Consider the following 18,720-nt stretch of genomic DNA (forward strand, 5'->3'; position numbering starts at 1 on the left):
ACTCCTTGCTTGTGCTTAGTTGATTTCGATCATTTCGAAGTCCATCTTGCCGACGCCGCAGTCCGGGCACAGCCAGTCTTCCGGTACGTCTTGCCACAGGGTGCCCGGCGCAATGCCGTCATCCGGCCAGCCGTCGGCTTCGTTGTAGATCAAGCCACAGACGATGCATTGCCACTTTTTCATTCAGGTACTTCCTCAGGGTTCAGGCTTGGTGCCGGCGCGGACGGTCGATGGAGTTGCGCTGCCATCCGGCTCAGGGCGTTTTGTACTGATGGAGCCGGGCAGATGCAAGCCTGTTCGGCGCAATGGCGCCCCGGATCAATCAATAGCGCAGCTCGCCATGGTAAGCTCGCCGCCTCATTTGCGGCCAATAATGACTCATTGTGCAACATTCAAATGCCTGCCCGACCCCGCTCTGGCTGACCCAAAGCCGACTGACGCCCCTCCCCGATTCGTTGACCCTCGACTGGTTGTTCGACGAAGGCTCCCTCACCCGCCGACTGACCCGGTTGTCCAGCGATGGCTTCAGCGTCACGCCGTTGTTCGAAGGCTGGGACACCCTGCGCGCTGACGAATGTGCCGCGCTGGATCTGGCCGAAGGCAGTGAAGGCTGGGTGCGCGAGGTGTATTTGCGTGGCCACGGCGAGGCTTGGGTGTTTGCCCGCAGCGTCGCTTCGCGCGCCGCTTTGCAGGGCGACGGTTTGCACATGGACGAGTTGGGCAGTCGCTCGCTGGGCGAACTGCTGTTTTGCGATCAGGCGTTCCAGCGCCGCGCCCTCGAAGTTTGCCACTACCCTGAACAATGGCTGCCGCCAGCCGCGAAAGCGCCCGAGCTGTGGGGCCGTCGTTCGCGCTTTGATCGTGGCGCGCTGAGCGTCCTGGTTGCGGAAATCTTCCTGCCGAGCCTGTGGAATGCCGCCCGTGCCCATCCGGAGAACTGCTGATGTATCAGAGCCTGCTCAAGTCGCTGAATCGCTTGAACCCGCGTGCCTGGGATTTCATTCAGTTGACGCGGATGGACAAGCCGATCGGCATTTACCTGCTGCTATGGCCGACCCTATGGGCGTTGTGGATTGCCGGCAAGGGCTCGCCGTCGCTGGCCAATGTGGTGATTTTCGTCCTCGGCGTGGTGCTGACCCGCGCCGGCGGCTGCGTGATCAACGACTGGGCTGATCGCAAGGTCGACGGCCACGTCAAGCGCACCGCGCAACGGCCATTGGCTGCGGGCAGAATCAGCTCGAAAGAAGCGCTGGTGTTCTTCGCCCTGTTGATGGGCGTGAGTTTTCTGCTGGTGCTGTGCACCAACGCACCGACCATTTGGCTGTCGCTGGGCGGTTTGGCGCTGGCATTCACGTATCCGTTCATGAAGCGCTACACCTATTACCCGCAAGTGGTGCTGGGCGCGGCGTTCTCGTGGGGCATGCCGATGGCGTTCACGGCCGAGACCGGTGAGTTGCCGGCGGCAGCGTGGCTGCTGTGGATCGCCAACCTGCTGTGGACGGTGGGTTACGACACCTATTACGCGATGACCGATCGCGATGACGATTTGAAGATTGGTGTGAAGTCGACGGCGATTCTCTTCGGCGAGGCGGATCGGGTGATCATCCTGAGCTTGCAGGCGTTGTCGCTGGGGTGCCTGCTGCTGGCGGGGTCGAAATTTGAGTTGGGAATCTGGTTCCATCTTGGCTTGCTGGTGGCTGCTGGCTGTTATGCCTGGGAATTCTGGTACACCCGCGATCGTGACCGCATGCGTTGTTTCAAGGCGTTTTTGCACAACCACTGGGCCGGGTTGGCGATTTTCGTCGGGATCGTGCTGGACTACGCATTGCGCTAAACGCAAATCAATGTAGGAGTGAGCCTGCTCGCGATAGCGGTGTGTCAGAAACGAAAATGCTGACTGATACACCGCTATCGCGAGCAGGCTCACTCCTACAGGGGGCCGCGTTTACTTGGCCTTGGCGATTTTCCACGCGCCGTCCATTTTGCCGTCACCGGTCATGTCACCGGCCTTCTTGTCCATCACGAAGGTGTACAGCGGCATGCCTTGATAGGCCCATTGCATTGAGCCGTCGTCGCGTTTGATGACAGTCCAGTCACCCATCGACTTGTCACCCGCGGTCGCCGTCAACGGTGGCCAGTTCGTTGCGCATTTGTCGTTGCACATCGACTTGCCGGCGGAGTCCTTGGCAAAGGTATACAGGGTCATGCCCTTGTGGTCGGTGTACATGCCGTCCTTCTCCATCGCAGGATCCGCAGCCAACGCAAATCCAGGCAGAGTCAGGGCCGCAGCCATCAGCAGGGCTTTGAAAGAAACAGTCATTTGAGTCATGGAAACCTTCTTTTGTGGTTGTCAGGATTCGGACTTAGAGCTTAGTTGAGGATTTGCACAATCGCCGCCGGGCGAAAATACTGTCACACGACTGCAATAATTCCGTTATCTAATGCGGCGCAAGACAGTTAAATGACAAGAGGATTAAGGCATGGTTGGCAGGAGCATTCTGATCGTCGACGACGAAGCGCCCATTCGCGAAATGATCGCCGTTGCGTTGGAAATGGCCGGCTATGACTGCCTCGAGGCAGAGAACTCGCAGCAGGCCCACGCCATCATCGTCGACCGCAAGCCGGACCTGATCCTGCTCGACTGGATGCTGCCCGGCACCTCCGGTATCGAACTGGCCCGTCGCCTGAAGCGCGATGAACTGACCGGGGACATCCCGATCATCATGCTCACCGCCAAGGGCGAAGAGGACAACAAGATCCAGGGTCTGGAAGTCGGCGCCGACGACTACATCACCAAACCGTTTTCCCCGCGTGAACTGGTCGCCCGTCTCAAAGCCGTGCTGCGCCGCGCCGGTCCGACCGACGGCGAAGCGCCGATCGAAGTTGGCGGCCTGCTGCTCGACCCGATCAGCCACCGCGTGACCATCGACGGCAAACCCGCCGAGATGGGCCCGACCGAATACCGTCTGCTGCAATTCTTCATGACCCACCAGGAACGTGCCTACACCCGTGGCCAGTTGCTGGATCAGGTCTGGGGCGGCAACGTCTACGTTGAAGAACGCACCGTCGACGTGCACATCCGCCGCCTGCGCAAGGCCCTCGGCGACGCCTACGAAAATCTGGTACAAACCGTGCGCGGCACCGGCTACCGGTTTTCCACCAAAGCATAAAAAAACAGCTGCAAGCTTCTAGCTACAAGCGGCAAGTAAAAGCCGATCCGCTTTAACTTGAAGCTTGTGGCTTGAAACTCGAAGCTGCGTTAAGGACGCTCCGTGAATCAAAACTGGCATGGCACTCTGATTCGCCACATGCTGCTGCTGGTCACCGCCTGCCTGGTGATCGGCCTGATCACCGGCTATTACGGCTGGAGCCTCGCGGCGGGTCTGGGGATTTATCTGGGCTGGACGCTCAAGCAATTGCTGCGGCTGCACGAGTGGCTGCGCCAGCACCAACCCGATGAAGCACCGCCCGACGGCTATGGGCTGTGGGGCGAGGTGTTCGACAGCATCTACCACCTGCAACGCCGTGATCAACGCGTACGCGGGCGCCTGCAAGCGGTGATCGACCGGGTGCAGGAATCCACCGCCGCGCTGAAAGACGCGGTGATCATGCTCGACAGTGACGGCAACCTGGAATGGTGGAACCGCGCCGCCGAAACCCTGCTCGGCCTCAAGACCCCGCAGGACAGTGGCCAACCGGTGACCAACCTCGTGCGCCATCCGCGCTTCAAGGAATACTTCGAGCAGGACAGCTACGCCGAGCCGCTGGAAATCCCCTCGCCAACCAACGATCGCGTGCGCATTCAGCTGTACCTGACCCGCTACGGCAACAATGAACACCTGATGCTGGTGCGCGACGTCACGCGTATCCATCAGCTGGAACAGATGCGCAAAGACTTCATCGCCAACGTCTCCCACGAATTGCGCACGCCGCTGACGGTGATCTGCGGCTATCTGGAAACCCTGCTCGACAACGTCGAAGAAGTGAACCCGCGCTGGAGTCGCGCTCTGCAGCAGATGCAACAACAGGGCGGACGCATGCAGACGCTGCTCAACGATTTGTTGTTGCTGGCGAAACTCGAAGCCACCGATTACCCGTCGGATAACCAGCCGGTGCAAGTGGATACGCTACTGCAATCGATCAAAAGCGATGCGCAGCAATTGTCCGGCGCGAAGAACCAGCGCATCAGCCTCGAAGCCGATGCCAGCCTGTTGCTCAAGGGCAGCGAAGCGGAGTTGCGCAGCGCGTTTTCCAATCTGGTGTTCAACGCGGTGAAGTACACCCCCGCCGAGGGCAACATCCGCATTCGCTGGTGGGGTGACGATCAGGGCGCGCACCTGAGCGTGCAGGATTCCGGGATCGGCATCGACAGCAAACACTTGCCGCGCCTGACCGAACGCTTCTACCGCGTCGACTCCAGCCGCAACTCCAACACTGGCGGCACTGGCCTGGGTCTGGCCATCGTCAAGCACGTGTTGCTGCGCCACCGCGCACGCATGGAGATCAGCAGCGTGCCCGGTCACGGCAGCACGTTCACCTGCCATTTCGCCCCGGCTCAGGTGGCCCAGGCGCGGGCGATCAGCGCCGCTGAGTAATGTCGCACTAGGCAATCGCCAGGTCAGCCGCTACATTGGCTGACTTGTGCCTGCCTTTCAGGCGCGACTTTTCTCTCTTTTGAATCACACGGAACCCGCAAAACTCCATCATGGACCCTTCCCCTGGCTTGTCCCTCGCTACAATTTTCGCCGACTTCGGCATGATCCTTTTCGCTCTGATCCTGGTTTTGCTCAACGGCTTTTTCGTTGCGGCGGAATTCGCCATGGTCAAACTGCGCTCGACCCGGGTCGAGGCCATCGCTGAACAGAACGGCTGGCGCGGGCATATCCTGCGCACCGTGCACAGTCAGCTCGATGCGTACCTCTCGGCGTGTCAGCTCGGTATCACTCTCGCCTCGCTTGGCCTCGGCTGGGTCGGTGAGCCGGCGTTCGCACACATCCTCGAACCGCTGCTGAGCGCGGTCGGCGTGCAGTCGCCGGAGATCGTCAAAGGTGTGTCGTTCTTCACCGCGTTCTTCATCATTTCGTACCTGCACATCGTGGTCGGCGAACTGGCCCCGAAATCCTGGGCGATCCGTAAACCCGAGCTGCTGTCGCTGTGGACGGCGGTGCCGCTATACCTGTTCTACTGGGCGATGTACCCGGCGATCTACCTGCTCAACGCCAGCGCCAACGCGATTCTGCGTATCGCCGGTCAGGGCGAACCCGGCCCGCACCACGAACACCATTACAGCCGCGAAGAACTGAAACTGATCCTGCACTCCAGCCGCGGCCAGGATCCGAGCGATCAGGGTATGCGCGTATTGGCGTCGGCGGTGGAAATGGGCGAGCTGGAAGTGGTCGACTGGGCCAACTCCCGCGAAGACCTGATCACGCTGGAATTCAACGCACCGCTGAAAGAAATCCTGGCGATGTTCCGTCGCCACAAGTTCAGCCGTTATCCGGTCTACGACAGCGAGCGTCAGGAGTTCGTCGGCCTGCTGCACATCAAGGATCTGCTGCTGGAACTGGCGGCGCTGGACCACATTCCCGAGTCGTTCAACCTGGCTGAACTGACCCGCCCGCTGGAGCGCGTGTCACGGCACATGCCGCTGTCGCAGTTGCTGGAGCAGTTCCGCAAGGGCGGCTCGCACTTCGCCGTGGTCGAGGAGGCTGACGGCAATATCATCGGCTACCTGACCATGGAAGACGTGCTGGAAGTGCTGGTCGGCGACATTCAGGACGAACACCGCAAGGCTGAGCGCGGGATCCTCGCCTATCAGCCGGGCAAGCTCTTGGTGCGTGGTGACACGCCGCTGTTCAAGGTGGAACGCCTGCTGGGCATCGACCTTGATCACATCGAAGCGGAAACCCTCGCCGGGCTGGTCTACGAAACCCTGAAACGGGTGCCGGAAGAGGAAGAAGTGCTGGAAGTCGAAGGCCTGCGAATCATCATCAAGAAGATGAAAGGGCCGAAGATTGTGCTGGCGAAGGTGTTGATGCTGGATTGATGGGCTGATCCGGCACCGCGCCGATTCCTTCGCGAGCAGGCTCGCTCCCACAGTTGAAATGCATTCCAGGGTGGGAGCGAGCCTGCTCGCGAAGGCGTCAGATCAGATACCTCATCACTGTTTGCCCAACGCAAAGTTGGGCAACGCCCCCAGCGGCTGGTTGAACTGATACGGAATCGACACCAACCCTTCCCCGGTATTGCGCTGCACCACAAAGTGCAAATGCGGGCCGCTGCTGTTGCCAGTGTTGCCTGACAGCGCCAACGGACTGCCCACCGTCACCCTTTGCCCCTCGCGCACGCTCACCGAACCTTGTTTGAGGTGCAGGTACACGCCCATGGTGCCGTCGTCGTGTAGCACCCGCACGAAATTGCCGGAAGCATCATTACCGCGCCCGCTCTGGGAGTTCTCGGTCTTCACCACCACCCCGGCCCGCGCGGCAATGATCGGCGTGCCGACCGGCATGGCGATGTCCATCGCGTACTTGTTCTTCGGCCCGTAGTGGCTGTATTGGCCGTTGGCGCCCTGACTCAGGCGAAACGGCCCACCGCGCCATGGCAGCGGATAACGATAGCCCTGTGCGGTTCCAGCGGGGTCACCGAGGGAATAGTGAAATTGCGGCGTGTACACCAGCGGCTGCTTGCCGGACACCGCCGTCAGCAATGCCAACCGCGTATTGCTGCGCGCCGGCAGCACCCGGCGGATGGTTTGTGCCGGCGCGCCGCGCACATTGCTCATCCCGGTGAACGCCAGCGCCACCTCGACCGGCGCATACAGATCGTTGCGCACGAAGACCACGTCGGCACCCTTCTGCTTTTTGATGTCGAGGTACACCTGCCGCTCCAGACGCTCGACCATGCGGTCCTGAAAAACGAACACCTGCGCGCCTTTGCTCGGCCGGTCACTGTACGAGACCACGCCGTTGGCATCGGTGGATTTGTAAATGGTCATGGCCACAGCCGAGGTGGAGGCCATGAAGAGACCACAGAAAAACAGCAGGCGCGCGAGCATGGGCAAGAGTCTGTCGAAAGGAAGGCCTGGAAATGAGCCTAGCAGGTGAAGCAGACCAGGCTAGTCGACAGATGTTTCAAATTGGCCAGTCTGGAAAATGTAAGTCGTAAGTGATGGCCCCTTCGCGAGCAGGCTCGCTCCCACATTTGGAATGCATTCCAGGGTGGGAGCGAGCCTGCTCGCGATAGCGGACTGTCAGGCGACGAAGATCACGCGCCCGGAACGAAGTGCTTCTGCGCCGTGCCGCGTGCGATCAGGCGGGAGATGTAGTCGAGCTTCTGCGCGTCCTGATCGACGAAACGGAAGGTCAGTTGCAGCCAGTCGCTGTCCGGTTTCGGCTCAAACGCGACAACCGCGTGCAGGTAGCCGTTGAGGCGGGCAATCTCAGCGTTGTCGCCCTGCTCCAGATCGAGCACGGCGCTGTCGAGGATCTGCGGCAGGGTGTCGGTGCGTTTCACCACCAACAACGCTTCCTTGATGCTCAGGGCCTTGATCACGCATTGCTGAGTACCGCTTGGCAGACGCAATTGGCCTTGGCCGCGACCGCTGGCCGGTGCCGACGCGGCGGCGGGTGCCTTGACCGGAGGGCTGTTGAGCAATCCACGGGATGGCGCAGCAGCGGGCGCTGGCGCGGCAGCAACCGGTTTGGCAAACGGGTTGACCGCCGCCGCTGCCGGAGCGCCGCCGACCACGGCAGGCTTGCCGCCGGTCAAGGCGCTCAGGGAATCGTTGCCGAACGCCGAGTTCATCTTGGTCGGCGCGCTGTTCATCAGGGTGTCGAGTTTGCCGACCTTGTTCAGCGCCTGCTTGACCTTGGTCAGCAGTTGCTCGTTGGTGAACGGCTTGCTGACGTAGCCGGAAACACCGGCCTGAATCGCCTGCACGACGTTTTCCTTGTCGCCACGGCTGGTGACCATGACGAACGGCATGGTCTTGAGGTTGTCTTGCTCGCGGCACCAGGTCAGCAGCTCGAGACCGGACATTTCCGGCATTTCCCAGTCGCACAGGACCAGGTCGAAGGCTTCTCTGGCCAGCATGGCCTGAGCCTTTTTACCGTTGACGGCGTCCTCGGTGCGGATCCCCGGGAAGTAATTACGCAGGCACTTTTTCACCAGGTCACGAATGAACGAAGCATCGTCCACGACCAACACACTGATCTTGCTCATCCAACACCCCTATTAAAATCCCGGCAAGCATAACGCTGGCTGATGGCACATTGCCAAAACTCTTCAGTCACGCCGGGACTTTTCGTTCGCGGGTGCTGCTTTTTAATTCGATCTGCCTTGTGAAAAGCACAAACAAAAACGCCCGGCCAAAGGGCCGGGCGCTTTTCTCAGGCAATCTTACTTATCGTCAGCATTGCCCGGAACATTAGCGGTTTCGCCGCTTGTGCCTTCAACTTCTTCCTTCATGCGCTTGAGGCCCATGTGGCGCACGTCGGTGCCGCGCACCAGGTAAATGACCAATTCGGAGATATTGCGCGCGTGGTCGCCGATGCGTTCCAGCGAACGCAGCACCCAGATGATGCTCAAGACCCGCGAGATAGAGCGCGGGTCTTCCATCATGTAGGTCGCCAGCTCGCGCAGCGCGGTCTTGTATTCGCGGTCGATGATCTTGTCGTACTGCGCCACCGACAACGCCAGATCGGCGTCGAAACGGGCAAACGCGTCCAGCGCATCACGGACCATGTTGCGTACCTGGTCGCCGATGTGGCGAACCTCGACGTAACCGCGCGGCGCTTCGCCTTCTTCGCACAGCTGAATCGCACGACGAGCGATCTTGGTCGCCTCGTCACCGATGCGCTCAAGGTCGATCACCGACTTGGAAATGCTGATGATCAAACGCAGGTCGGACGCCGCCGGTTGACGACGGGCAAGAATGCGCAGGCATTCTTCGTCGATGTTGCGTTCCATCTGGTTGATCTGGTCGTCGATCTCGCGCACCTGCTGAGCCAGGCCGGAGTCGGCCTCGATCAGCGCGGTCACCGCGTCGTTGACCTGCTTCTCGACCAGCCCGCCCATGGCCAGGAGGTGGCTGCGCACTTCCTCAAGCTCAGCGTTGAACTGCGCGGAGATGTGGTGGGTAAGACCTTCTTTGGAAATCATGCATTCGCTCCGAAAAAGCGTTTAACCAAGAGCTGCTAGCTACAAGCTGCAAGCTGTTATGTGGTGATCCATGCCGCTTCGCTTCTAACTTGCCGCTTGAAGCTTGCCGCTCGCAGCCGCTTCAATCAGCCATAACGACCGGTGATGTAGTCTTCGGTCTGCTTCTTCGCCGGGTTGGTGAACAGGGTATCGGTGTCGCCGAATTCCACCAGTTTGCCCATGTACATGAACGCCGTGTAGTCGGACACCCGCGCGGCCTGTTGCATGTTGTGGGTCACGATGACGATGGTGAACTTGGACTTCAGCTCGTAGATCAGCTCTTCGACTTTCAGCGTCGAGATCGGGTCGAGGGCCGAGCACGGCTCGTCGAGCAGCAGCACTTCCGGCTCAACCGCGATGGTACGGGCGATGACCAGACGCTGTTGCTGACCACCGGACAGGCCGAGTGCCGATTCATGCAGACGGTCTTTGACTTCGTCCCACAGCGCCGCGCCTTTCAACGCCCACTCGACCGCTTCGTCGAGGATGCGCTTCTTGTTGATGCCCTGAATGCGCAGGCCGTAAACCACGTTTTCGTAGATGGTTTTCGGGAACGGGTTGGGCTTCTGGAACACCATGCCGACACGACGACGCAGCTCCGCAACGTCTTCGCCCTTGCGATAGATGTTGTTGCCGTAGAGGTTGATCGCGCCTTCTACGCGGCAGCCGTCAACCAGATCGTTCATGCGGTTGAAGGTGCGCAGCAGCGTGGATTTACCGCAGCCGGACGGGCCGATGAACGCGGTCACGCGCTGCTTCGGGATGTTCATGCTGACGTCGAACAGCGCTTGTTTCTCGCCGTAGTACAGGCTCAGGCCCGGCACTTCGATGGCCACGGTTTCCTGCTCGAGACTGAGGCTCTGCTTGTCGCGGCCCAGGGCAGACATGTTGATGCCGTGGGTGTGTGTTTCGTGCTGCATGGGAGGCTCCCTGTGCTAACAAATTCGGTTCGGTTTTTGTGGGAGCCAGCCTGCTGGCGATTCAGGCGCTGCGGTTTGTCTATGAAACCGCGGTGATGCCTTCGCGAGCAGGCTCGCTCCCACATAAAAATCAGTGCTGCAAAATCAGCTATCCAGTGCTTTGTATTTTTCGCGCAGGTGGTTACGGATATACACCGCCGACAGGTTCAACGTGGCGATCACCAGCACCAGCAACAGCGCCGTGGCGTACACCAGCGGACGCGCCGCCTCGACGTTCGGGCTCTGGAAGCCGACGTCATAGATGTGGAAGCCCAGGTGCATGATCTTCTGATCCAGGTGCAGGTACGGGTAGTTGCCGTCCACCGGCAGCGACGGCGCCAGTTTCACCACACCCACCAGCATCAGCGGCGCCACTTCACCCGCGGCACGGGCCACGGCGAGGATCATGCCGGTCATCATTGCCGGGCTGGCCATCGGAATGACAATCTTCCAAAGGGTTTCAGCCTTGGTCGCGCCGAGGGCCAACGAGCCTTCACGCACGGTACGCGGAATACGCGCCAGACCTTCTTCGGTCGCCACGATCACCACCGGCACCGCCAGCAGCGCCAAAGTCAGCGAGGCCCAGAGCAGACCCGGGGTACCGAAGGTCGGTGCCGGCAGTGCTTCGGGGAAGAACAAACGGTCGACCGAACCACCGAGTACATAAACGAAGAAGCCCAGACCGAACACGCCGTAAACGATCGCCGGAACGCCAGCGAGGTTGTTCACCGCGATACGGATGATCCGCGTCAGGGTGTTCTGCTTGGCGTATTCCCGCAGGTACACCGCCGCCAGCACGCCGAACGGGGTGACGATCATCGCCATGATCAACGTCATCATCACGGTGCCGAAGATCGCCGGGAAAATCCCGCCTTCGGTGTTCGCTTCACGCGGGTCGTCCGACAGGAATTCCCAGATCTTGCTGAAGTAGAAGCCGACCTTGGTGAAGGTGCTCATCGCGTTCGGCTGGTAGGCGTGAACCACTTTGCCCAGACCGATTTCGATCTCTTTGCCGTTGGCATCACGAGCGGTCAAGGCATCGCGATTGAACTGCGCATGCAGATCGGCCAGGCGCGCTTCGATGTCCTGATAACGCGCATTCAGCTCGGCACGCTCGGACTCCATGTCCGCTTGCGCGGTAGCGTCGAGCTTGCCTTCCAGTTCCAGTTTGCGACCGTGCAGACGGATGCGCTCCAGACCTGCGTTGATTGCACCGATGTCAGTCTTTTCCAGCGACTTCAGTTGTGCCGCCAGACCGTTCACACGGTTGATTCGCGCCTGCAGCTCAGGCCACGCGGCCTCGCCCTCGGCGATGACTTTGCCATCCTGTTTGACGTTGACCAGGTAGCCGTAGAAATTGCCCCACTCGCGACGCTCGATCGCCATCAGTTCTGGCGGCGTGGTCTGGTTGGTCAGCCACTCGCCGACGATCCAGGTGAAGTCGTTGCCGTTCAGATCACGGTTGCCGACCTTGATCAGCTCGCGGGTCATGAATTCCGGGCCTTCATCGGGCACCGGCAAACCGGCGCTCTTCAGACGGGCGCGAGGCACTTCTTCTTTCTGTACCACTTCACCGATGACCAGGTGATTGGCCTGGCCCGGTACGTCGTAATGGGCGTGGACCAGGTCCGCCGGCCAGAAGTGACCCAGACCGCGCACGGCAATCACGGCCAGCAGGCCAATGGTCATGATGACCGCGATGGACACCGCGCCACCGCTGATCCAGACGCCTGGGGCGCCGCTCTTGAACCATCCTTTCAGGGAGTTCTGTTTCACAGACTTCTACCTTTGCTTAAAGCGACGAGTATTTCTTGCGCAGACGCTGACGAATCAGTTCTGCCAGGGTGTTCATGACGAAGGTGAACAACAGCAGCACCAATGCCGAGAGGAACAGCACGCGGTAGTGGCTGCCGCCGACTTCCGACTCGGGCATTTCCACCGCGACGTTGGCAGCCAGGGTGCGCAGGCCTTCGAACAGGTTCATTTCCATGACCGGGGTGTTACCGGTGGCCATCAGCACGATCATGGTTTCACCGACTGCACGGCCCATGCCGATCATCAGCGCCGAGAAGATCCCCGGGCTGGCGGTCAGGATCACCACGCGAGTCATGGTCTGCCACGGCGTGGCACCGAGGGCCAGCGAGCCGAGGGTCAGGCCGCGCGGCACACTGAACACGGCGTCTTCAGCGATCGAATAGATGTTCGGGATCACCGCAAAACCCATGGCCAGACCGACCACCAGAGCGTTGCGCTGGTCGTAGGTGATGCCGAGGTCGTGGGAGATCCACATGCGCATGTCACCGCCGAAGAACCAGTTCTCCATGAACGGGCTCATGTACAGCGACAGCCAGCCCACGAACAGAATCACCGGAATCAGCAGCGCACTTTCCCAGCCATCCGGGACTTTCAGGCGGATCGATTCAGGCAGACGACTGAAGGTGAAACCGGCGACCAGGATGCCGATCGGCAACAACATCAGCAGGCTGAAGATGCCCGGCAGATGCCCTTCGACATACGGCGCGAGGAACAGGCCGGCGAAGAAACCGAGGATCACCGTCGGCATCGCTTCCATCAGCTCGATCACCGGTTTGACCTTGCGGCGCATGCCCGGGGCCATGAAGTACGCAGTGTAGATCGCAGCGGCAACGGCCAGTGGCGCCGCCAGCAGCATCGCGTAGAACGCGGCTTTCAGGGTGCCGAAGGTCAGTGGCGACAGGCTCAGTTTCGGTTCGAAATCGGTGTTGGCGGCGGTCGATTGCCAGACGTATTTAGGCTCGTCGTAGTTCTCGTACCAGACCTTGCTCCACAGCGCGCTCCACGAGACTTCCGGGTGTGGGTTGTCGAGCAGCAACGGTTGCAGCTTGCCGCCGGCTTCGACGATCACGCGGTTGGCGCGTGGCGACAGACCGAACAGGCCTTGGCCTTCGACCACCTGATCGACCAGCAAGGTGCGGTGCGCGGTGCTGTGGAACACGCCGAGCTTGCCGCTGGCATCCAGCGCGAGAAAGCCTTTGCGACGCTCTTCAGCACTGATTTCAACGATTGGCGTGGTGCCCATCTGGAAGGTGCGGATCTGCTTAAGACGCAGCTCACCATCGGTGTCACGGGCCATGAACCACTGGGCCAGACCACCTTTTGAGTCACCGACGATCAGCGAGATACCGCCGACCAGTTGCGTGGTTGCGGTGACTTCAGCGTCGGCGTTTTCCAGCAGTTTGTAGCGACCGTTGAGGCTCTTGTCGCGCAGGCTGAAGACATCGGCCTGGGCACGACCGTTGACCACGTACAGCCATTGCTGGCGCGGGTCGACGAAGATGTTTTTCACCGGCTCAGTCATCTGCGGCAGATCGATACGCTTCTGCTCGTTGGTGACTTCACCAGTCATCATGTTTTCTTCGCTGGTCAGCGACAGAACGTTGAGTTGCGAACCGGTCGAACCGACCAGCATCAGGGTCGTGTCGGAGGCGTTGAGGCTGACGTGCTCCAGCGCACCACCGGCTTCGTTAAGCGCGATCGGTGCCTCGCCGTACGGATACTCGATGGCCGGGCTGATGGTTTTCTTGCCATCGGGGTAGCTGACTTTATAGGTGTGACGGAACACCAGCGCCTGACCGTTGGACAGGCCCACGGCCACCAGCGGATGGCCTGGCTGGTCTTCACCAATCGAGGTCACGGTGGCGCCGGCAGGCACCGGCAGATCGACGCGCTTCAGCTCAGCGCCACTGTCGATATCAAAGAACAATGCCTGGCCCTTGTCGGAAACACGCATGGCCACCTGATTCTGCTCTTCGAGCGAAATCATCAGCGGCTTGCCGGCGTCCTGCATCCAGGCCGGGGTGATCGAGTCTTTCGCGGTCAGGTCGGCACCCTGGAACAGCGGCGCAACCACGTAGGCGAGGAAGAAGAAGATCAGGGTGATGGCTGCCAGCACCGCGAGACCGCCAACGAGGACGTACCAGCGGGTGAAGCGATCCTTGAGCGCGCGAATTCGGCGCTTGCGTTGCAGCTCAGGCGTATTGAAATCAATGCGCTTGGGAGGATTAGTAGTCATTTGGGAATTGGCCAGATCATTCATGCGCTCACCCTAGCGATCCTGTATGACAGAAAGATGACAATGCAGTGACGCAGCAAATCCACCGCCAGCGGGACTGGCAGAGGATCAAAAATTTGAGGTGTGTAAAAGGCCGGTCTGCGCGCAGATCCGGCCTTTCACCTGAGTCCGGTGGGGTTCACTCCGGACTCAATTTGTTACTTCTTTGCGACAGCGCCGCCTTCCTGCAGACCCAGGTCAGCCAGTGCTTTTGCAGCAACCTTGGCTGGCAGAGGGATGTAGCCGTCTTTCACTACCACTTCCTGGCCCTGTTTCGACAGCACCAGTTTCACGAACTCGGCTTCCAGCGGAGCCAGAGGCTTGTTCGGGGCTTTGTTGACGTAAACGTAGAGGAAACGCGACAGCGGGTATTTGCCGTTCAGGGCGTTTTCTTCGGTGTCTTCGATGAAGTCAGTGCTGCCTTTCTTGGCCAGCGGTACGGTTTTAACGCTGGCGGTTTTGTAACCGATGCCCGAGTAACCGATGCCGTTCAGCGAGGAGCTGATCGACTGCACAACCGACGCCGAACCTGGTTGTTCGTTGACGTTTGGTTTGTAGTCGCCTTTGCACAGGGCTTCTTCTTTGAAGTAGCCGTAGGTGCCGGATACCGAGTTACGACCGAACAGCTGAACTGGCTTGTTGGCCAGGTCGCCGGTCACGCCCAGGTCGCCCCAGGTTTTCACGTCGGCTTTGGCGCCACACAGACGGGTCGACGAGAAGATCGCGTCAACCTGCTCCATGGTCAGGTGCTGGATCGGGTTGTCTTTGTGTACGAAGACAGCCAAGGCATCCACGGCCACCGGGATAGCGGTTGGCTTGTAGCCGTACTTCTGCTCGAAGGCCGCCAGTTCGGTGTCCTTCATCTTGCGGCTCATCGGGCCCAGGTTGGAGGTGCCTTCAGTCAGCGCAGGTGGCGCAGTGGCGGAGCCAGCGGCCTGAATCTGGATGTTGACGTTCGGGTATTCTTTTTTGTAGTTCTCAGCCCAGAGGGTCATGAGGTTGGCCAGGGTATCGGAGCCGACGCTGGACAGGTTGCCCGACACACCAGTGGTCTTGGTGTAGCTCGGGATAGCAGGGTCAACAGCGGCAACCGCGTTGGCAGTCGCAACGCCAGCAGCGACAAAAGTCATTGCCGCCATCAAACGCTTCAGTTTCATGCCTTACTCCTAGCAGATAGGGTGTGTTAAGTCGGGGCCAAGTATCAGCAGGCCGTGTGAACACTCTATGGCTGAAATATGACAATTGGATGAAAGGCCAGCATGTCGCGACAGATCGTTCCCACGCTCTGCGTGGGAACGCCGCCATGGACGCTCTGCGTCCGCATTTGAGAAGTGACGCGGAGCGTCACAGGATGCATTCCCACGCGGAGCGTGGGAACGATCAGGCGGGAGGGGAAATCAGCGGCCCTTCTTCCACAGCCACGCCCCGACCAGAATCCCCAGCGTGCACAGCACCGCTACATAGTAGGCAGGCCCCATCGCACTTTCTTTCAACAACAGACTGACCACCATCGGCGTCAACCCGCCAAAAATCGCGTAAGCCACGTTATACGAGAACGACAACCCGCTGAAGCGCACCACCGGCGGGAACGCTTTAACCATCACGTACGGCACCGCACCAATGGTGCCCACCAGAAAACCGGTCAACGCGTACAGCGGGAACAGCCAGTTCGGGTGATCGGCGAGGCTGTGATAGAAGGTCCACGAACTGATCAGCAAGCCCAGGCAACCAAACACAAACACGCGCCCGGCACCAAAGCGATCCGCCAGTGCGCCGGAAATGATGCAGCCAATGCTCAGAAACACGATCGCCAGACTGTTCGATTGCAACGATTCGGTCGGCGAGAAGTGATAGACCGTTTGCAGCACGGTCGGCGTCATCAGAATGACCACGACGATCCCGGCCGACAGCAACCAGGTCAGCAGCATCGAGATCGCAATCGCGCCGCGATGATCACGCAGCACCGCACGCAGCGGCACTTCTTCAGCCAGGGCTTTGCGCAGTTGCAGTTCGGCAAATACCGGGGTCTCGTGCAGCCAACGGCGCAGGTAGACCGAGAACAGGCCGAACACACCGCCCAGCAGGAATGGAATCCGCCAGGCGTAATCGGAAACCTCTGCTGGCGTATAAATGCTGTTGATCGCCGTGGCGACCAGCGAGCCGAGCAGAATGCCGGCGGTCAGCCCGCTGGTGAGGGTGCCACAGGCGTAACCCATGTGCTTTTGCGGAACGTGTTCGGAAACGAAGACCCAAGCCCCCGGCACTTCACCGCCAATCGCCGCACCTTGAATGACCCGCATCAATAGAAGAAGGATCGGCGCCCACATGCCGATCTGCGCATACGTTGGCAGCAGGCCCATGATCAGGGTCGGCACGGCCATCATGAAAATGCTCAGGGTGAACATCTTCTTGCGCCCCAGCAGGTCGCCGAAGTGCGCCATGACGATGCCGCCCAGCGGCCGCGCGAGGTAGCCGGCGGCGAAGATGCCGAAGGTCTGCATCAGGCGCAGCCACTCGGGCATGTCGGCCGGGAAGAACAGCTTGCCGACCACGGTGGCGAAGAAGACGAAGATGATGAAATCGTAGAATTCCAGCGCTCCGCCAAGGGCGGACAGCGACAGAGTCTTGTAGTCATTGCGGGTCAACGGTCGTGCGGGTTGCTCGGGCTGCGCGAGGCTCGAAGGCGCTGTGGTCATGGCAAGGGCTTCTCTTATAGTCGGATCTGCCGCCACAACAACGCTGGCGGTGGCTTGGGCAGGTTCGGCACCATAGCAAATTGTTCGAAAAAGCACATAGAGGCGCGTAATTGACGGTCAAAATCAGAACCGGATGGTCGTCGTGGAGTCTACCGACCGATATACTCGCAACCTGCTCCGGTTTGTAAGGGGTTGCTGTGCGAAAACGTCGTTGGCCCGGCCTTTGCTCGGGATTAGCCGGTTTCGCAGAGTTTCTCCTTTAGGCGCCTGATGGAAAACGTGACGAACGTAGTATGTTCGGTGCTGAATCGTTTTTCCCGAAGACGGCTACCACCAGCAATACCAACGAAGAGTCACGGGTCAGAGGCACCCCCGGCATGATAGAGCTCGAACAAGAAGATCCGATCCCGCAAGGCGACCTGGCCCTGCAAATCACTGCACTCCCGCGCGAAACCAACGGCTTTGGCGATATTTTCGGCGGCTGGCTGGTAGCGCAGATGGATTTGGCCGGCACCGCAATGGCCAGCCGTGTCGCTGGCGGACGCGTCGCCACCGTCGCCATCGACCGCATGGCGTTCCTTGTGCCTGTGGCAGTCGGTGCGCAATTGTCCTTCTATACCCAGACCCTGGAAATCGGCCGCAGCTCGATCCAGATGATGGTCGAAGTGTGGAGCGACGATCCGCTGTCCAGCGAGTGGCGTAAAGTGACCGAAGCGGTTTTCGTCTTCGTCGCCATCGACGGCAGCGGCCGCACTCGCTCGGTTCCGCCACGCGCGCGTTAAACCTCGCGGCCGTTTTGCGGTCGATAACCGTCCCAAGTGTCTGATCGAGAGCTGCCCCATGAACACGCCCAACGTTGAAGCGGTGAAACTGGATGAACTGAACTGCTGGCGCATCCGCCACGGTCAGGCCGAAGTGCTGGTGGCCCAGCAAGGCGCGCACATCCTCAGTTATCAAATCGATGGGCAGCCGCCGATCATCTGGCTCAACGACAAGGCCGAGTTCAAGACGGGCAAAAGCATTCGCGCCGGCGTGCCGGTGTGCTGGCCGTGGTTCGGCAAGTTCGAACGCAACCCGCAGAACGTGCAGGCCATGTACACCGGCGAGCAACCGGCACCCGCGCATGGTCTGGTGCGAGCGATGGATTGGGAACTGGGCGGCATCGAATCAGAGGCTGACGGTATCAAGGTCGAGTTCAAGCTGCCCTACCCCGAAGGTGGCCTGCCGGGCTGGCCGCATCAGGTCGATCTGACCCTGACCCTGCATTTGTCCGAGCAATTGAGCTTCAGCCTGACCAGCCATAACCGTGGCAGTGACACCGTCAGCCTGAGTCAGGCGCTGCACACCTATTTCGCGGTCAGTGATGTGCGCAATGTGCACGTCGAAGGCGTGGATGGTTTGAATTACATCGAGACGCTGGATGACTGGAAAACCACCAGTCAGCAAGGCGATCTGCAATTTGCCGGTGAGACCGACCGCATCTACCTCGATGCGCCGCCACAACTGAGCATTGTCGATCCGGCCTGGGAAAGACGCATTGTGCTGACGGCCACAGGTTCACGCACGGCGGTGATCTGGAACCCTTGGATCGATCGCGCAGCAGCGTTGGCGGATATGGATAACGATGGCTGGCAGCGCATGCTGTGCATCGAGACGGCGAATGTGATGGATGACATCGTCACGCTGGCGCCGGGGGCGAGTCATACCATGGGCGTCAGCGTCGCCCGCGAACCGCTCTAACCAGCACTGCAATACAAAATGTGGGAGCGAGCCT

17 protein-coding genes are annotated in these 18,720 nt (G+C 60.1%); 7 read left to right on the forward strand and 10 right to left on the reverse strand.

Annotated features, from left to right (window positions below):
• Positions 1–15: 15 nt before the first annotated feature.
• On the reverse strand, positions 16–183 hold the full coding sequence (locus tag AB4N44_RS16800; RefSeq protein ID WP_003437744.1) for a rubredoxin: 168 nt from the start codon (positions 181–183) through the stop codon (positions 16–18).
• Between the two features lie 200 nt (positions 184–383).
• Between AB4N44_RS16800 and AB4N44_RS16805 the strand changes: the two genes are divergently transcribed.
• Complete coding sequence (locus AB4N44_RS16805; protein WP_460108376.1) at positions 384–944, forward strand: chorismate--pyruvate lyase family protein; 561 nt, start codon at positions 384–386, stop codon at positions 942–944.
• Positions 944–1,834, forward strand: coding sequence for a 4-hydroxybenzoate octaprenyltransferase (gene ubiA / locus AB4N44_RS16810; RefSeq protein WP_127930263.1), 891 nt, complete (start codon positions 944–946; stop codon positions 1,832–1,834). Before AB4N44_RS16805 ends, ubiA begins: the two co-directional genes overlap by 1 nt.
• Before the next feature lie 111 nt (positions 1,835–1,945).
• Here the strand turns inward: ubiA and AB4N44_RS16815 are convergent, their stop codons facing one another.
• Complete coding sequence (locus AB4N44_RS16815; RefSeq protein ID WP_460108373.1) at positions 1,946–2,329, reverse strand: COG4315 family predicted lipoprotein; 384 nt, start codon at positions 2,327–2,329, stop codon at positions 1,946–1,948.
• 151 nt (positions 2,330–2,480) lie between these two features.
• On the opposite strand from AB4N44_RS16815, the gene phoB reads away from it, so the two are divergent.
• The 3 genes from phoB to AB4N44_RS16830 all read left to right on the forward strand — a co-directional run bounded on the left by phoB (position 2,481) and on the right by AB4N44_RS16830 (position 6,046).
• Complete coding sequence (phoB, locus tag AB4N44_RS16820; protein WP_007896474.1) at positions 2,481–3,170, forward strand: phosphate regulon transcriptional regulator PhoB; 690 nt, start codon at positions 2,481–2,483, stop codon at positions 3,168–3,170.
• A 138-nt stretch (positions 3,171–3,308) separates the two neighbouring features.
• Entirely contained in the window at positions 3,309–4,595 is a 1,287-nt protein-coding gene (phoR, locus tag AB4N44_RS16825) for a phosphate regulon sensor histidine kinase PhoR (protein ID WP_238786360.1), read from the forward strand.
• Positions 4,596–4,705: 110 nt separating this feature from the next.
• Positions 4,706–6,046, forward strand: a complete 1,341-nt coding sequence (locus AB4N44_RS16830) for a hemolysin family protein (protein WP_095119766.1) — start codon at positions 4,706–4,708, stop codon at positions 6,044–6,046.
• Positions 6,047–6,160: 114 nt separating this feature from the next.
• Here the strand turns inward: AB4N44_RS16830 and AB4N44_RS16835 are convergent, their stop codons facing one another.
• The 8 genes from AB4N44_RS16835 to AB4N44_RS16870 all read right to left on the reverse strand — a co-directional run bounded on the left by AB4N44_RS16835 (position 6,161) and on the right by AB4N44_RS16870 (position 16,946).
• The gene (locus AB4N44_RS16835) at positions 6,161–7,057 is read right to left on the reverse strand and encodes a M23 family metallopeptidase (protein WP_322845297.1); all 897 of its coding nucleotides are present in this window, start codon (positions 7,055–7,057) and stop codon (positions 6,161–6,163) included.
• A 209-nt stretch (positions 7,058–7,266) separates the two neighbouring features.
• Entirely contained in the window at positions 7,267–8,223 is a 957-nt protein-coding gene (locus tag AB4N44_RS16840; protein WP_095119764.1) for a response regulator, read from the reverse strand.
• Positions 8,224–8,400: 177 nt separating this feature from the next.
• On the reverse strand, positions 8,401–9,162 hold the full coding sequence (phoU, locus tag AB4N44_RS16845; RefSeq protein WP_016985766.1) for a phosphate signaling complex protein PhoU: 762 nt from the start codon (positions 9,160–9,162) through the stop codon (positions 8,401–8,403).
• Positions 9,163–9,287: 125 nt separating this feature from the next.
• A complete protein-coding gene (pstB, locus tag AB4N44_RS16850) occupies positions 9,288–10,121 on the reverse strand; it encodes a phosphate ABC transporter ATP-binding protein PstB (protein ID WP_016985765.1) in 834 nt (277 codons plus the stop codon).
• 144 nt (positions 10,122–10,265) lie between these two features.
• Positions 10,266–11,936, reverse strand: a complete 1,671-nt coding sequence (gene pstA, locus AB4N44_RS16855) for a phosphate ABC transporter permease PstA (protein WP_007920248.1) — start codon at positions 11,934–11,936, stop codon at positions 10,266–10,268.
• Positions 11,937–11,952: 16 nt separating this feature from the next.
• Positions 11,953–13,986 (reverse strand): ABC transporter permease subunit, encoded by a 2,034-nt coding sequence (locus AB4N44_RS16860; RefSeq protein WP_174245149.1) that lies wholly within the window; start codon positions 13,984–13,986, stop codon positions 11,953–11,955.
• A 422-nt stretch (positions 13,987–14,408) separates the two neighbouring features.
• Positions 14,409–15,407 (reverse strand): phosphate ABC transporter substrate-binding protein PstS, encoded by a 999-nt coding sequence (locus tag AB4N44_RS16865; protein ID WP_122660264.1) that lies wholly within the window; start codon positions 15,405–15,407, stop codon positions 14,409–14,411.
• 240 nt (positions 15,408–15,647) lie between these two features.
• The gene (locus AB4N44_RS16870) at positions 15,648–16,946 is read right to left on the reverse strand and encodes an MFS transporter (protein ID WP_460108368.1); all 1,299 of its coding nucleotides are present in this window, start codon (positions 16,944–16,946) and stop codon (positions 15,648–15,650) included.
• 377 nt (positions 16,947–17,323) lie between these two features.
• On the opposite strand from AB4N44_RS16870, the gene AB4N44_RS16875 reads away from it, so the two are divergent.
• Together AB4N44_RS16875 and AB4N44_RS16880 are read left to right on the forward strand one after the other, a co-directional pair.
• Positions 17,324–17,728 carry an acyl-CoA thioesterase gene (locus tag AB4N44_RS16875; RefSeq protein ID WP_003229628.1) on the forward strand — a complete coding sequence of 135 codons (405 nt, stop codon included), beginning with the start codon at positions 17,324–17,326 and terminating at the stop codon, positions 17,726–17,728.
• Between the two features lie 58 nt (positions 17,729–17,786).
• The gene (locus tag AB4N44_RS16880) at positions 17,787–18,686 is read left to right on the forward strand and encodes a D-hexose-6-phosphate mutarotase (protein ID WP_127930269.1); all 900 of its coding nucleotides are present in this window, start codon (positions 17,787–17,789) and stop codon (positions 18,684–18,686) included.
• Positions 18,687–18,720: the final 34 nt, after the last annotated feature.

This window comes from Pseudomonas sp. S3_C06, from assembly GCF_054667675.1.

Bases quoted from the DNA above. Each gene is read 5' to 3' on its own strand.
- AB4N44_RS16870 (WP_460108368.1), bottom strand. From the start codon at position 16,946: ATGACCACAGCGCCTTCGAGCCTCGCGCAGCCCGAGCAACCCGCACGA.
- phoR (WP_238786360.1), top strand. From the start codon at position 3,309: ATGCTGCTGCTGGTCACCGCCTGCCTGGTGATCGGCCTGATCACCGGC.
- AB4N44_RS16880 (WP_127930269.1), top strand. From the start codon at position 17,787: ATGAACACGCCCAACGTTGAAGCGGTGAAACTGGATGAACTGAACTGC.
- AB4N44_RS16840 (WP_095119764.1), bottom strand. From the start codon at position 8,223: ATGAGCAAGATCAGTGTGTTGGTCGTGGACGATGCTTCGTTCATTCGT.
- AB4N44_RS16865 (WP_122660264.1), bottom strand. From the start codon at position 15,407: ATGAAACTGAAGCGTTTGATGGCGGCAATGACTTTTGTCGCTGCTGGC.
- AB4N44_RS16875 (WP_003229628.1), top strand. From the start codon at position 17,324: ATGATAGAGCTCGAACAAGAAGATCCGATCCCGCAAGGCGACCTGGCC.
- AB4N44_RS16815 (WP_460108373.1), bottom strand. From the start codon at position 2,329: ATGACTCAAATGACTGTTTCTTTCAAAGCCCTGCTGATGGCTGCGGCC.
- ubiA (WP_127930263.1), top strand. From the start codon at position 944: ATGTATCAGAGCCTGCTCAAGTCGCTGAATCGCTTGAACCCGCGTGCC.
- pstB (WP_016985765.1), bottom strand. From the start codon at position 10,121: ATGCAGCACGAAACACACACCCACGGCATCAACATGTCTGCCCTGGGC.
- AB4N44_RS16835 (WP_322845297.1), bottom strand. From the start codon at position 7,057: ATGCTCGCGCGCCTGCTGTTTTTCTGTGGTCTCTTCATGGCCTCCACC.
- phoB (WP_007896474.1), top strand. From the start codon at position 2,481: ATGGTTGGCAGGAGCATTCTGATCGTCGACGACGAAGCGCCCATTCGC.
- AB4N44_RS16830 (WP_095119766.1), top strand. From the start codon at position 4,706: ATGGACCCTTCCCCTGGCTTGTCCCTCGCTACAATTTTCGCCGACTTC.
- phoU (WP_016985766.1), bottom strand. From the start codon at position 9,162: ATGATTTCCAAAGAAGGTCTTACCCACCACATCTCCGCGCAGTTCAAC.
- AB4N44_RS16860 (WP_174245149.1), bottom strand. From the start codon at position 13,986: ATGCAGGACGCCGGCAAGCCGCTGATGATTTCGCTCGAAGAGCAGAAT.
- AB4N44_RS16800 (WP_003437744.1), bottom strand. From the start codon at position 183: ATGAAAAAGTGGCAATGCATCGTCTGTGGCTTGATCTACAACGAAGCC.